Source organism: Lacrimispora sp., assembly GCF_031982545.1.
Classification (GTDB): Bacteria; Bacillota; Clostridia; order Lachnospirales; family Lachnospiraceae; genus Lacrimispora.
On record NZ_DALYXB010000021.1, the window covers coordinates 11,900 to 25,780 of the forward strand.

At 41.5% G+C, this 13,881-nt stretch carries 11 protein-coding genes; 10 read left to right on the forward strand and 1 reads right to left on the reverse strand.

Translation table 11 applies throughout. The features are described from left to right. Positions 1–431 precede the first annotated feature (431 nt). The 5 genes from ABS301_RS24395 to ABS301_RS24415 all read left to right on the forward strand — a co-directional run bounded on the left by ABS301_RS24395 (position 432) and on the right by ABS301_RS24415 (position 6,736). On the forward strand, positions 432–1,277 hold the full coding sequence (locus ABS301_RS24395) for a MerR family transcriptional regulator (RefSeq protein ID WP_349674657.1): 846 nt from the start codon (positions 432–434) through the stop codon (positions 1,275–1,277). Between the two features lie 387 nt (positions 1,278–1,664). Then, positions 1,665–2,876: an HD-GYP domain-containing protein gene (locus ABS301_RS24400; protein WP_349674658.1), complete on the forward strand. Its 1,212-nt coding sequence runs from the start codon at positions 1,665–1,667 to the stop codon at positions 2,874–2,876. Between the two features lie 13 nt (positions 2,877–2,889). After that, complete coding sequence (locus ABS301_RS24405; protein ID WP_349674659.1) at positions 2,890–4,077, forward strand: MFS transporter; 1,188 nt, start codon at positions 2,890–2,892, stop codon at positions 4,075–4,077. 396 nt (positions 4,078–4,473) lie between these two features. After that, a complete protein-coding gene (locus ABS301_RS24410; RefSeq protein ID WP_349674660.1) occupies positions 4,474–6,006 on the forward strand; it encodes an ABC-F family ATP-binding cassette domain-containing protein in 1,533 nt (510 codons plus the stop codon). 154 nt (positions 6,007–6,160) lie between these two features. Next, positions 6,161–6,736, forward strand: coding sequence for a nitroreductase family protein (locus ABS301_RS24415; protein WP_502878004.1), 576 nt, complete (start codon positions 6,161–6,163; stop codon positions 6,734–6,736). 62 nt (positions 6,737–6,798) lie between these two features. Here the strand turns inward: ABS301_RS24415 and ABS301_RS24420 are convergent, their stop codons facing one another. Continuing rightward, positions 6,799–7,707 carry a LysR family transcriptional regulator gene (locus ABS301_RS24420; RefSeq protein WP_349674661.1) on the reverse strand — a complete coding sequence of 303 codons (909 nt, stop codon included), beginning with the start codon at positions 7,705–7,707 and terminating at the stop codon, positions 6,799–6,801. Between the two features lie 192 nt (positions 7,708–7,899). Here ABS301_RS24420 and ABS301_RS24425 point away from each other — a divergent pair, with 192 nt between their 5' ends. The 5 genes from ABS301_RS24425 to ABS301_RS24445 are packed head-to-tail and all read left to right on the forward strand — an operon-like array spanning position 7,900 to position 13,881. After that, complete coding sequence (locus ABS301_RS24425; protein WP_349674662.1) at positions 7,900–9,174, forward strand: SLC13 family permease; 1,275 nt, start codon at positions 7,900–7,902, stop codon at positions 9,172–9,174. Positions 9,175–9,188: 14 nt separating this feature from the next. After that, positions 9,189–10,331, forward strand: a complete 1,143-nt coding sequence (locus ABS301_RS24430; protein WP_349674663.1) for a 2-methylaconitate cis-trans isomerase PrpF family protein — start codon at positions 9,189–9,191, stop codon at positions 10,329–10,331. A 49-nt stretch (positions 10,332–10,380) separates the two neighbouring features. Continuing rightward, a complete protein-coding gene (locus ABS301_RS24435; protein WP_349674664.1) occupies positions 10,381–12,669 on the forward strand; it encodes a hydratase in 2,289 nt (762 codons plus the stop codon). A 13-nt stretch (positions 12,670–12,682) separates the two neighbouring features. Then, positions 12,683–12,982: a citrate lyase acyl carrier protein gene (citD, locus tag ABS301_RS24440; RefSeq protein ID WP_349674665.1), complete on the forward strand. Its 300-nt coding sequence runs from the start codon at positions 12,683–12,685 to the stop codon at positions 12,980–12,982. Next, positions 12,979–13,881 (forward strand): aldolase/citrate lyase family protein, encoded by a 903-nt coding sequence (locus ABS301_RS24445; RefSeq protein ID WP_349674666.1) that lies wholly within the window; start codon positions 12,979–12,981, stop codon positions 13,879–13,881. The genes citD and ABS301_RS24445 overlap by 4 nt, the downstream gene beginning before the upstream one ends.

Sequence of the window (13,881 nt, forward strand, 5' to 3'; positions counted from 1 at the left end):
GATACAAATAAGAAGCGTGGAGGGAAGCGCTTACATAATCATGCGACTTACATTATATGAAATTATATCACATGGAAAAGGTTGTAGAACGTTTGAAAAACAAGTTGAAAAACATAGCTTTTAACTCCTGCATATAGATATAATGCTTATAAAAACAAATGAAAAAATAAGATATTTGTATAAATAGCACAATAAATATGTGACGATTTATTTATTTTGACAATTACATTTTTTGCCATAAAACAGTATAATTGTGTAAGCACTTACACGGCGCGGGGGAATTTATTCATGTTTTAAGAAGGAGGGGAAAGTTTGAGGGGCAGAAAAAAGGTATTTGCAAGATATCTATTGACTCTTGGGTCACCCAAGGGAGTAAGCTATTTATTGACGGCAGGGGTGCACACCTGTAAAGTCTGTTAGGAGATGATATTATGTTCAAAATTGGTGAGTTTTCAAAGCTTTGCGGCTTATCGGTTGACACTCTTTATCATTATGAAAAACTTAAAATTCTTGTACCAATAACAGTTGATAAACTCACTGGTTATCGTTATTATGATGCTTCGCAGATGATGACTGTGAATAAAATATTAGCATTAAAGGACGCTGGGTTCGTATTGGAAGAAATTGATAATATAATGAATGGTGATGTTTCTGTTCCGATGCTAATTGAAATGCTCGAGAGTAAAGCAGTTTTTCTTGAGACCACTTTGTCCAATGAATACAACAGACTTGAACGTCTCCATACCAATATATTTTTAATAAAGAATGGAGGCATTTCACAGATGAATGAAATAAGTATAAAAAGGGTTGAACCAATTCTTGTTGCTTCAATACGCAAGGTTTTTGACAAAGAGGAATTCAATGAAAACTTAGAAAAAATGTGGACGAGTGTAAATGAGTACATTGATAAAAAAGGGGTAAAGCGAACAATTCCATGCCTTATGCTTTACAACTCAGGCTGGTGGGATTTACGGCAATTGAATGTCATGTATGATGAAAAAAACCTTGATGTTGAGGTAGCTGAACCAATTACAAAATCCTTTGAGGGCAATAAAGAAGTACATGTTTATGAACTTCCGAGAGTAGAAAAAATGGCGTGTATTGTTCACAACGGTCCATTTTCAACTATTGATAAAACAATTGATACCCTCTTTGAATGGCTGAAGAACAATAACTATGTTGCTGATGGCGCAGTCAGAGAAATCTACCATAAAGGTGAATGGGCTACAGATAATCCAGATGAGTATATAACTGAACTCCAGATACCTATAAAGTAACGAACAGTATAATCTGCAGATTAATACCTGTCAGTATGTAGAGTTAATGATATATCAATTTAAATGAAATAATAAAAGGCAGACTAGCTAATATAGTAGTCTGTTTTTTTGTGTCAAAAAAGGGGGTGATCCAATTTGGAAACAGTAATGTTAATAAATTAACTGAACTTGTCGCAATCGAACATAAACATTTCCATCCGGAGTGTAAGATCTCCACAGACCCATTGTTTGGAACACCTTTACTCATCCCCCATGGCAGAGGAAGGAGCATGGCCCCAGCCCATTCTGGTTGACAGACATCCCTGGCTGATTTACAATAAACTTATACAGAATTTACCAGTAGACAGATGAATCTACTGGTTTGGATAAGGAAGGAGCCGATACGATATGCAATTCAGCTTAAATGATTTTTTAATTGCAGTCTCCTTTGCATTGGACTTTATGGAGATGGACCGGCTGGGAATGCAGTCCAATCATGGAAAGAGAACGGCATATTTAACCGTATGCATAGCCAGGAGGATAAATTTATCAGAGGAAGAGATTTATGATGCAGCTGCGCTTTCCATCCTACATGATAACGGTATCAGTGAATCAAGCCTTTATGAAGAACTTCCCGGGGAATGGGATCAAGCAGTAACCAGATTTGAAGGCTCCAGAGGCCATTGTGTGATTGGAGAAAAGAATGTAAAAGACTACCCATTTCTGACAGAACCTCAGGATGTAATTCTCTATCATCATGAGCGTTATGATGGAAATGGGTATTTCGGGTTAAAAGGAGATGACATTCCCCTTATTTCCCAGATTATTGCAGCGGCTGACAGTTTTGAAAACTATTTTAAGTTTGCAGACGGAGATTATTCCCATGGAGAAGTACTAAAATGGCTGGCGATCTGTCAGTCTGGCATGGTTTGTCCTGAACTTGCCAAAGTTCTTCATCAGATGGTGGAAGATCAGTCAGTCTGGGATAATCTAAGCAATGACAGGATTGAGCAGGCACTTGATGAGGTAGTTCCTTCCTTTGAGATGGAGGTGCCTCTGGACAAAATTCGTCAGGTTACCGGCGTATTTTCCAGAATCGTTGACTGTAAATCCAGCTTTACCAGACGCCATTCCAAAGGCCTGGCAGAAAAAGCAGCCCGAATGGCAGAATATTATAATAAGGATCAGGAGGAGACGGCCAGGCTGATTATTGCAGCTGATTTACATGATTTAGGGAAGCTGGCTGTGCCAAACAGTATTCTTGACGTTCCCCGTGCCCTGACACCGGAGGAATTTGAGACAGTAAAAAAACATGTGTATTATACAAGAGTTGCACTTGAGAAGATCAGGGGGTTTGAAGACATCACAGAATGGGCATCCAATCACCATGAAAAGCTGAACGGGAGGGGATATCCCTTTGGTAAAACAGGGGCTGAACTGGATTTTAATTCCCGTATGATGGGATGTCTTGACGTGTACCAGGCGCTTACGGAGGATCGTCCTTACCGGACTGGAATGCCTCATAGTCAGGCGGTTAAGGTCCTATCTGATATGGCAAACAGCGGGTTTGTGGATTCCGGCATTACAAAGGATATAGACCAGGCATTTAGTTCTGTTTAACGAGGGGAAGTCTATGAAGTATGAAAAAGTAGCATTATCAATTATTCTGGTTTCTCTGCCATGCCTGGTTTTTGACTTTTTACTGCCTGCCTATACCACAGAACTGGGCTATACCGTGTTTCAGTTAAGTATTCTGTATTCAGTTTATTCTTTTTCAGCGTTGGTAATGAGATTACTGATTGGGAAGATTTCAGACCGTTACAGCCGTTTTCTGGTGCTGTGTTGTGCCATGCTTCTGTATGGGATCGCTTATTTTTTATTTTCCCAGGCAAGAGGTATGGGATATTTAATGGTTGCAGGAATGGTACAGGGTGCGGCAGGGATTCTCTTAACAATTTCAGCCGTCAGCCTGATTACAGCCGAGAAAACAAGTTTTGCAAAAGGGCTTGGAAGATATGGCGGGAACCGGCAGTTGGGCGGAATCATAGGAATCGGTCTGACATTTTATGTACTAAACCGCACTGATTTTTTAGAGGGCTGGAGCCAGATCTTTTTAATCAGTTCTGCTTTTGCATTTGTTTCGCTGATTCTTATATTTATAAAGAAACCTTCTCATGCAAGTGAACCGGCTTCCCGGACTGGGAAAGTGGTCTATACTCCCTTGGAACAGAAGATCTGGATGTTGAATCTTTTATATTGTATACCGGCCAGTCTGGTGGGAGTTTTAGTGATTCCATATATGATGTCGGTATATCATGTGGATATGCAGGCAATTGGATTCGTCTTTATGATGCCGGTAATTATTACTGCTTTTTTAAGTCCAAGGATTGGGCAGATTGGAGATAAGCTGGGCTATAAGAAAACAATTTTTTCCGCTACTCTGATTGCGGCTGTTTTCATGGTTTTGCTGGTTTTCAGCCCCAATCTGCAGATATTTGCCATTGTCTGGACCTTGTATCAGATAGCACTTACGGCACAGGACTATTCTTTGGATGCACTGTTTGTGCAAGGAGTTCCGGAGCAGGTAATGGGAGATTTTTATGGAAAGTATATGCTTGGCACCAGTCTGGGCGGAATCATAGGTCCTTTTATTGGAGGAAGTGCTTTTTTGCTGGCTGGGGGAAAGGCGCCCTATTTTCTATGTGCTGTTTTCCTGACTGCTATCAGTATACTTGTGTGGAAACTGATCCCTGCAGGAGGGAAGCCCGAAAGAAATGTGTCTGGGTTGACAGAAAAACAAGATAGTGATATAGTCATTTAATCAAAGGTAAGGAGAGCAGATATGAATTTTTTTATTAGCGATCAATTGACAAGACGAATGAGCTCTGTACAAATCAACCCGGTGAAACATTGTACAGAGTATGGCGGTTACTGATACGCTTATAAGATTCATCGGGAAACAGTGCAGCAATAAGAACAGCGTTACAGGCTGTTTCTTCTTTTGATGCCTGTTTTCCCTGCTTCTTTTTGCGGTGAAGGGTCATGGACAATGTTTTAATTGTTCATGGCCTTTTGTTGTATTAAGTTGAAACAGAAGGCTGAGGAGGTATCATCCAGGTCTTCTGTTTTTTTATTACAATTTAGCAGAGGGGATATTAGGATTGAAAGAGGAAACGGTCTGTACTTGAAATAAACACAGGAAAGAAGGAAGTAAGACGTGAGTTTATTGGAGATTACAGGCTTATCTCATTCATTTGGAGATAATCAGTTATTTTATGAAACAGATTTAGTTCTTAATAAAGGAGAACATATTGGAATTACAGGGCAGAATGGTACCGGAAAAAGTACCCTGATTAAAATTTGTACCGAACAGATCTTACCGGATCAGGGCAGAGTGGTGTTGCATCCCGGCACAAAAGTGGGTTATCTGGATCAATACGCCAGTATGGACAATGGGATGACAATGAAAGCATTTTTAAAAACAGCATTTGAGGAGCTCTATACTCTGGAGAAAAAGATGAATGAGCTGTATGACCGTGCGGCCAGAGGGCAGGAAGGAGCGCTTAAGACGGCTGCCGTCTGCCAGGAGCAATTGGAGCATCGTGATTTTTACCGCATCGATTCACAGATTGATCTGGTTTGTCAGGGGCTGGGACTATCTTCCCTTGGGTTGAACCGTCCGATTGGAGAAATGAGCGGTGGTCAGAGGGCAAAAGTCATTATGGCGAAGCTTTTGATTGAGAAGCCGGATGTTTTGCTTTTGGATGAGCCCACCAATTTTTTAGATCATGATCATATTGTCTGGCTTCAGGATTATTTAAGCGGGATCGAACAGGCATTTATGGTGATCTCTCATGACGAGGGTTTTCTGACTAAAACAACAAACTGGATTTGTGATATTGATCAAAAAAGAGTAGTGAAATATTTCGGCTCTTACGGAGAGTTTTTGAAAAAGAAGGCCCAGCTTCGGGAGAATTATACAAGGCAATACTGCGCCCAGCAAAAAGAGATTAAAAAGACAGAAGAATTTATCCGTAAAAATATAGCAGGAAGAAAATCGAAAATGGCAAGAGGCAGGCAAAAGCAGCTTGACCATGTGGAACGAATGGAGGCACTGGATCAAAAAGAAATCAGACCTTTTTTCCAGTTTGATCAGGGGACGCTACCTTCGGCAGGAAAACTGAAGGTAGTAAATCTGACTGTAGGTTACGGTTCACCTGTTTTGTCCTGTATAAATTTTTCTATGAAAGAAGGGGAGAAGGTAGTGATAACGGGATTTAACGGAGCGGGTAAATCTACACTGTTAAAAACCCTGATGAATCAGATTCCTGCCATAGGCGGTAATTATTGTTTTTCTGCAAAAGCGATCATCGGGTATTATGAGCAGGATCAGGTATGGGAAAATGACAGTCTGACACCCTTAGAAATCGTGTCGGATCATTTCCCAATGCTGGAGAGAATGGAAGTGAGAAAAAAACTGGCTCAAAACGGGATATCAAAAAAACATGCACTGCAGCCTGTAGGAACCTTAAGCGGAGGGGAACAGGCAAAAGTTAAGCTATGTCTGCTGACCGGAAGAACTTATAATTTTTTAATACTGGATGAGCCAACCAATCATCTGGATGTACAGGCAAAACTGGCACTCAAAGAGGCATTATGGGAATTTTCAGGCACTGTTTTGCTGGTTTCCCACGAAATCTCCTTTTACAGGGATTGGGTGGACAGAGTGATTGATATCGGATTTTACTGATAATCAATTTTGTTAAATATAATTTATTAAAACCATATTGACTTACGTAGAATAATATGGTAGTATTTTACTATAATAATTGTTACATGAATAAAACACGTGAGAAGTGAGATGATTCTCATAGTGGTTTCATATAAAATAAGGAGGAACAAACATGATGTCATTTATTCAGAGCCTTGAGAAGAGAAGAACCTATTATAATATCAACCGTGAGCTTCCTGTATCGGAAGAGGAAGTACTGGATATTATCAGAAAGGTAACCGAAGCAACACCGGATGCGTTCAATATGAAGAGCGCCAGAGTTGTGGTTGCACTTGGAGAGAAGCAGGATCAGCTGTGGGACAGTGCTTATGATGCATTTGGCGGGCAGGTGGATAAAAGTAAGACTGATTCCTTTAAAAACGGGTATGGAACCATTCTTTATTTTATCGATGAAGAACTTGTAAAGTCATATCAGGAACAGTTCGCCCTCTATGCAGATAATTTCCCGGTCTGGGCGAATCAGTCTAACGGTATGCTTCAGTCCAATATCTGGACTGCATTGCGGGAAGTGGGTGTGGGAGCATCTCTTCAGCATTATAATCCGGTTATCAATAATCTGGTTGCCAGATTGTTTGATATTCCGGCCGGATGGAAGCTGATCGGGCAGATGCCATTTGGAGGCATCGGTGCAGAACCAGATGGGAAAGAGAAAGAAGATATTAATAAGAGAGTTGTTGTAAAGAAGTAATAATCGTTTAAAAGCTGTCCGGCACTTGTCCGCCGGGCAGCTTTTTGCATTCTTTGATTCAATTATGTGAAGTCTTTTACTATTTTAATATATTCATTTGCATGATAATTCAAATACGATCCTTTCCGGTAAGCAGCTACAAAGTCAACCATGGTATTTGGCGTGCCAAAGGAAAAACAGATCAGTTGATCAAGAAAATTCATATGCTTTAAATGGGTATCTGTGACAAAAGTAACTCCATAATTTCTGGAAGCCAGCTCTGCTCCTGCCCGGATATTGCTTGTAATCAGCATTTTATCAGGCTGGAAGCCAACCTGCTGAAAGACACGTTCAATTGTCTGACGGGAACGTTGATCGGTCTCCTGAAGAATTAATATTTCATCCTGCAGAAGACTTAAGTCAAACCATTGGTGATTGCAATCTTCCCTGGTTATTCCCTGATCTGCCAGCGGATGTCTTTTTGACATGACAAGAAGCATTTCTTCATGGCTGATGACTTCATAATCAACTTCAGGACTTTTCACCGGTTTGTTGAAAAAGGCCAGATCAGTCTCACCGGAGAGAATCATGCTTTCCAGAGTGGTTGAAGCGGACTCCTTAATATTAATTATCACATTTGGATACAGACTCTTGAAAATTGGAAGGGTACAGGGGAGCATATAAGTTCCCCGCATAACTGGAAATGCAATATTTAATACCCCAATATTGCTCTTAATAATATCTGACAGTTCATTGTCCAATTCTTTTTTCAGCTGGAGGATTTCTCCGGCTTTTTTCACGTATCGTTCCCCAGCATAGGTCAGTATGAAACGGTTTCCAATTTTTTTAAACAGCTTCTGTCCAAGGCTGCTTTCCAGACTTTGCAGGAACTTGGTAAGCGTAGGCTGGGAAATATAGAGCGAATTGGCAGCTTTTGTTATATTCTGAAATTTGGCAACTGCTAAAACATAACTCAAATCTTTAAAATCCATGGTATCACCTCTTCTTCCATTTTACCTGAAGCAAATCAAAAAAACAAGAAAATTATGGTTAAAAACTATAGTTTATATGAAAAACATGAATTAGACATATAGTTAACAAAATGTTATATTTACCATATCGATCGAATTATAATTCAGAGATGGTAACCGTTAGATAAAATTTAATAATGAGGTGGAACAGGCATGAACTACTTAGATATTATATCTATTCTATTTTTATTTGTAGTAGTGGCAATTGGGTTTGTTAAAAAGTGCAATATTGGTGTTCTGGCAATTGGATCAGCGTTGATTCTTGCCAGATTGGGGGGCCTAAGTGACAGCAAGGTACTGGCCGGTTTTGATGCGAAATTGTTTATTACATTAGTTGGGGTATCGTTTTTGTTCAGCGTTGCACAGGTGAATGGTACCTTGGAACTTGTTGCAAAAAAGGGAATCGGACTTGCAGGAAAGAGGACTTATCTGGTTCCGGTCATCATCTTCCTTGTAGCTGGATTTCTGACGATTATCGGGCCAGGTAATATCGCGGTAGGAAACTTAATGACAGTTGTTGCAGTAACGATTGCAGTCAGCATGGGAGAAAATCCATTGTTATTTGCTTTGGCGGCTAAAGTGGCAGCCAATGGTTTTACCCTTTCCCCATTAACGCCTCCGGGAGTATTAATGGAGAAGCTTGGAACAGAGGCGGGTTTTACCGGATTTGAGATTCCAGTTATGTGGAATTGCATTTTATGGTCAACGATTCTTATGATCGGTTTCTCAATTTATTATAAGATCTGGAAAATAAAACCTGCTGACAATAGCAATATCTCACTAAAAGTGAAAGAGCATCTGAATAAACAGCAGTGGATCACAATCACTGGTGTACTGGTTATGGTAGTCATGGTTGTTGGTCTGAATATTAACGTAGGACTTGCTTCATTTTTTGTCGCAGCAGTATTGGTAATTTTAGGCGTAACAGATGAAAAGAAAGCGTTGGTAAAGGTACCATGGGGAACACTCCTTTTAATCTGTGGTGTAGGTGTGTTAATGAACGTTGTAATTGAACTGGGTGGACTGGATCTGATGTCGAAAGGTCTGTTATCGATCATGACACCGAAGACAGCAGCTCCGATTATTGGAATCAGTTCCTCTATTTTGTCATTTTTCAGCTCAACTACAGGTGTGGTAATGCCTTCCATGATCCCCACACTGGGTCCGATTGTACAGTCATTAGGAACTGGAAATGCAGGTTTTACAGAGCTTGCCAGTGTAGTAATCACTTCTTCCTTATCAGCAGCATTCAGCCCGGCATCTACCGGAGGCGGACTGATCCTGGCCGCATATATGACAGCGTCAAGTGCTGAGGACAAAGATCAGGAGCAGAATAGACTGTTCGGCCGTTTGTTTTTGATTGCATTTGTTTGTGTAATCGCAAATGCTATTTTAGCAACAATCGGAATTTATGGAATTATTCGATAATTGGAGGAACCATCATGTTAGATAGGCAAAGAAGAAGAATTCCCTGTTCCATTATGCGGGGAGGTACCAGTAAAGGTGTGTACATACTGGAGAATTATCTTCCTTCTGAGGAGCAGGCAAGGGATGAAATTCTCATGAAAATCATGGGAAGTCCTGATATCAAACAGATTAATGGTCTGGGCGGTGCAGCTTCTGTTACAAGTAAGGTTGCAATTATAGGGGTATCAGGCCGTGAGGATGCAGACGTGGATTATACCTTTGCACAGGTATCAGTTGATAAACCCCTTGTAAGCTATAAAGGAAACTGCGGCAATATTTCTTCCGGAGTGGGACCTTTTGCGGTTGAACAGGGACTTGTAAAAATGACCGAGCCTGTAACAATTGTTAAAGTGTTCAATACGAATACAGGGAAAATTATTGAAGAAGAGGTACAGGTAAAAGACGGAGCAGTCAGATACGAAGGTGATTTTGCCATTGCCGGAGTTCCGGGAACCGGTGCTCCCGTTAAAATGAAGTTTCTTGATCCTGCCGGAAGTGTTTCCGGAAAGCTGCTGCCTACCGGCAATGCGGTGGATCTGCTGGAGGTTCCTGGCATTGGGCAGGTAGAAGTATCCATTGTTGATGCAGCCAACCCACTGGTATTTGTAAAGGCTTCTGATCTGGGACTGACCGGAAAAGAACTTCCAAAAGAACTGGACTCTGACCAGGAAAAACTGGATCTTTTAGAGACAGTAAGAGGACTTGCAGCTGTTAAGATGGGATTAATCACCGATTATAAGAAATCGGCATGGGAGATGCCCGGAATCCCTAAAATGACTTTTGTGGCAGAACCGGATGAGTATGTGACCAACTCCGGAAGTACCATAAAGGGAGACAGCATTGATCTGTTATCCCGCATGATGTCCATGCAGAAGACCCATCCCACCTACGCCATGACTGGTGCCATGTGTACCGCTGCTGCTGCCATTATTCCGGGCAGTGTGGTAAATCGGGTTTTAAGACCGGGAGCAGATACAAAGTTTATCCGTATCGGTCATGCAGGCGGTATTTTAGAAGCAGGTGTCGATTTCCGTGTGGAAGGAAATGAAACAATTGTGGAAGATACATTTGGATTCAGAACCGCAAATCTGATACTGGAAGGATTTACATATTGTTGATTGGGAATGATGAAGCAACTTAATTGTTAGAATGCAGGAGGATTTAGACGTGGTAAAACTTTATGACAGCGGCGTGTATCTGATTCATGGTCAGGAAATTGTTTCTGAGGAAGATTACCTGAAATCAGGAGCTTTGACAGATTCAGAGAAAGAAGAAGCAAAAAAAGGGACAATCTCCTATCATATTTTAAGGAATCATAACACTTCAGAAGATATGTCTCATTTGAAAATTAAATTTGATGCCATGACCTCCCATGATCTCACATTTGTAGGAGTTATCCAGACCGCCAAAGCATCTGGTATGGATAAATTCCCCATTCCTTATGTACTGACCAACTGCCACAATTCTTTGTGTGCAGTTGGTGGTACGATAAATGAAGACGATCATGTTTTTGGTTTGTCTGCGGCACAAAAGTATGGGGGCATCTATGTTCCTCCTCATATTGCAGTCATTCATCAGTATATGAGGGAAATGCATGCAGGCGGCGGTCAGATGATTTTAGGTTCTGATTCCCATACCCGTTATGGCGCGTTGGGAACCATGGCAATCGGTGAGGGGGGCGGTGAGCTGGTAAAACAGCTTCTTTCTGATACTTATGATCTGGCTTACCCGGATATTATTGCAGTTTATCTGACTGGAAAACCAAATCCCGGAGTCGGCCCCCAGGATATTGCCCTGGCAATTATCGGTGCAGTATTTAAAAATGGTTATGTGAAAAATAAAGTAATGGAATTCGTGGGACCAGGAATTGAATCTATGAGCACGGACTTTCGAAATGGAATTGATGTAATGACAACGGAAACAACCTGTTTGAGCTCCATATGGAGTACGGATGCGGATACAAAAAATTACTTATCCGTTCATGGCAGAGAGGCAGATTACCAGGAAATAAAACCTGCAGCCATGGCTTATTATGATGGCTGTGTATCTGTGGATTTAAGCACAGTTAAGCCTATGATTGCACTGCCATTCCACCCAAGTAATACCTATGAAATTGATGAGCTGAATGAAAATCTGGCCGACATTCTGCGCCAGGTAGAAAAAGAGGCAGAGAAAGTAAGCAAGGGACGGGCTCCATTTACTCTGACCGATAAAATAATCAATGGAAAACTTCAGGTTCAGCAGGGGATTATTGCCGGCTGTGCAGGAGGCAATTATACAAATGTCATAGAAGCTTCCAATGCATTAAAAGGAAGAGACTGCGGCTATGGTGAGTTCTCCCTTTCTGTTTATCCGTCATCACAGCCCGTTTATATGGATCTGGTGAAAAAAGGTGCGGTGACAGATTTAATGGAAGCAGGAGCCGTGTTAAAGACTGCATTCTGCGGACCGTGCTTTGGTGCCGGGGATACACCTGCTCATAATGGCTTAAGCATCCGTCATACCACAAGAAATTTCCCCAACCGGGAAGGCTCCAAGCCTGGAAACGGTCAGATGGCAGCCGTTGCACTGATGGACGCCCGCTCCATTGCAGCCACTGCAGCAAACGGAGGTGTGCTTACTTCTGCAGAAGCCTTTTACTGCTGGGGAGATATACCGGATTATCAGTTTGACAGCACTGTATATAAAAAGAGAATCTACCAGGGATTTAATCAGGAACAAAAAGAGAAGGAACTGGTATGCGGCCCCAATATTAAAGACTGGCCGGAAATGAGCGCTTTGACAGAGAACATTCTCTTAAAGGTGTGCTCTAAAATTATGGATGAGGTTACAACTACAGATGAGTTAATACCTTCCGGTGAAACCGCTTCTTACCGCTCTAATCCATTGGGACTGGCTGAATTCACCTTATCCAGAAGAGATCCGGCTTATGTAGAACGAAGTAAATGTACTGACTGTCTGGAAAAATCAAGAACTGCAGGAAAATCTCCGGCAGAATTAGAACCAGAGTTAACAAAGATCTACAATTCAATCAAAAAAATACCTGGTATGGAAACCATTGAAATATCTGATACAGAAATCGGAAGTATGATTTATGCAATCAAGCCGGGAGATGGTTCGGCCAGAGAACAGGCGGCCAGCTGTCAGAGAGTGATTGGCGGACTTGCAAATATAACCAGAGAATATGCGACAAAACGCTATCGTTCTAATGTGATAAACTGGGGAATGCTTCCATTTCAGATGAAGGAAGAGCCGGAATTTGAAACTGGTGATTATATTTTTGTCCCCGGAGTACGTACTGCATTAGAGAGCGGAAATATGTCAGATATCACGGCCTATGTGATGAAAGAAGATTCAGCCCGGGAAATTCATTTATATATCACGGACATGACTCAGGAAGAACGTGAGATTGTTAAAGCAGGAAGCTTAATCAATTACAACAGAAAACGGAAATAAGAGGAGGAACAATATGGAAATCGTGCAGCCGGCAATGGCCGGAACACTGGAATCCAGCGACTGCCAGGTTACGGTAGAACCTGGTAATAATGGCATAGAATTTAATCTGGAGAGTGTGGTTATCAACCAGTATGGGAACCAGATAAAAAAGGTTGTAATGGAAACTCTTAAGAATATGGAAGTCAGTCAGGTGAAAATCTCCATCGTAGACAAAGGAGCGCTGGATTGTACAATAAAAGCGCGTCTGGAAGGGGCATTATTCCGTTCTGTCGGGCAATTTGATCATCTTCCATGGGGAGGTGCTGTTCGATGATGAATCCGGAGAAGAAAAGACTGAGAAGAACCATGATGTTTTTAAATGCCCAGAAGCCGGGTTTAATCAAAGATCCCTACATTTATAAGCCGGATTCCATTATGCTGGATCTAGAGGATGCAGTGGCTGAAAACCAAAAGGATGCTGCACGCTTTTCCCTTTATCATGCGCTGAAAGAAATCGATTACCATAAGTGTGAACGGGTAGTCCGCATCAATGCCCTGGATACTCCTTACTGGAAAGAAGATATCCGCTGTGCGGTAGCAGGTGGATGTGATTCCATCCGAATTCCTAAGACAGAGCGGGCAGAGGATGTGAAGCTGGTTGAGGAAACAATTGCTGCGGCTGAAAAAGAATTCCATATTCCGGAAGGAAGAACCCTTATTATGGCAGCCATTGAATCGGCCAGAGGAGTAATGAAGGTTCTTGAAATCTGTGAATCCTCAGAACGGCTTTTTGGTATTGCCCTTTCCGGAGGAGATTACACCAAAGATTTACAGACACGCATTACCGGAACCGGAGTGGAACTCATGGGTGCAAGGCAGCATATGATCATAGCAGCCAGAGCGGCGGGCGTCCAGTGTTTTGACACTGTTTATACGAATTTAGATGACATGGAAGGATTCCGAAACGAGGTTGAATCCATTCATTTAATGGGATTTGACGGAAAATCAATTATAAATCCAAGACAGATCAGTATTGTACATGAAATATTTACACCAACAAAGAAAGACATTATCTTTGCAGAAAAGGTAGTCAAGGAAATTGATGATAAGAAGGCAAAGGGAATCGGTGTATTTACCGTTGACGGAAAGATGATTGATATCGCATTTTATGACGGTGCGATACGTACCATTTATATGGCGAAAGCATCGGGTGTATATAAGGGGGATTTGTAA

Excerpts from the sequence above, each read along its gene's own strand:
- ABS301_RS24395 (WP_349674657.1), top strand. The coding sequence starts at position 432 with ATGTTCAAAATTGGTGAGTTTTCAAAGCTTTGCGGCTTATCGGTTGAC.
- ABS301_RS24400 (WP_349674658.1), top strand. The coding sequence starts at position 1,665 with ATGCAATTCAGCTTAAATGATTTTTTAATTGCAGTCTCCTTTGCATTG.
- ABS301_RS24405 (WP_349674659.1), top strand. The coding sequence starts at position 2,890 with ATGAAGTATGAAAAAGTAGCATTATCAATTATTCTGGTTTCTCTGCCA.
- ABS301_RS24415 (WP_502878004.1), top strand. The coding sequence starts at position 6,161 with ATGATGTCATTTATTCAGAGCCTTGAGAAGAGAAGAACCTATTATAAT.
- ABS301_RS24420 (WP_349674661.1), bottom strand. The coding sequence starts at position 7,707 with ATGGATTTTAAAGATTTGAGTTATGTTTTAGCAGTTGCCAAATTTCAG.
- ABS301_RS24425 (WP_349674662.1), top strand. The coding sequence starts at position 7,900 with ATGAACTACTTAGATATTATATCTATTCTATTTTTATTTGTAGTAGTG.
- ABS301_RS24430 (WP_349674663.1), top strand. The coding sequence starts at position 9,189 with ATGTTAGATAGGCAAAGAAGAAGAATTCCCTGTTCCATTATGCGGGGA.
- citD (WP_349674665.1), top strand. The coding sequence starts at position 12,683 with ATGGAAATCGTGCAGCCGGCAATGGCCGGAACACTGGAATCCAGCGAC.
- ABS301_RS24445 (WP_349674666.1), top strand. The coding sequence starts at position 12,979 with ATGATGAATCCGGAGAAGAAAAGACTGAGAAGAACCATGATGTTTTTA.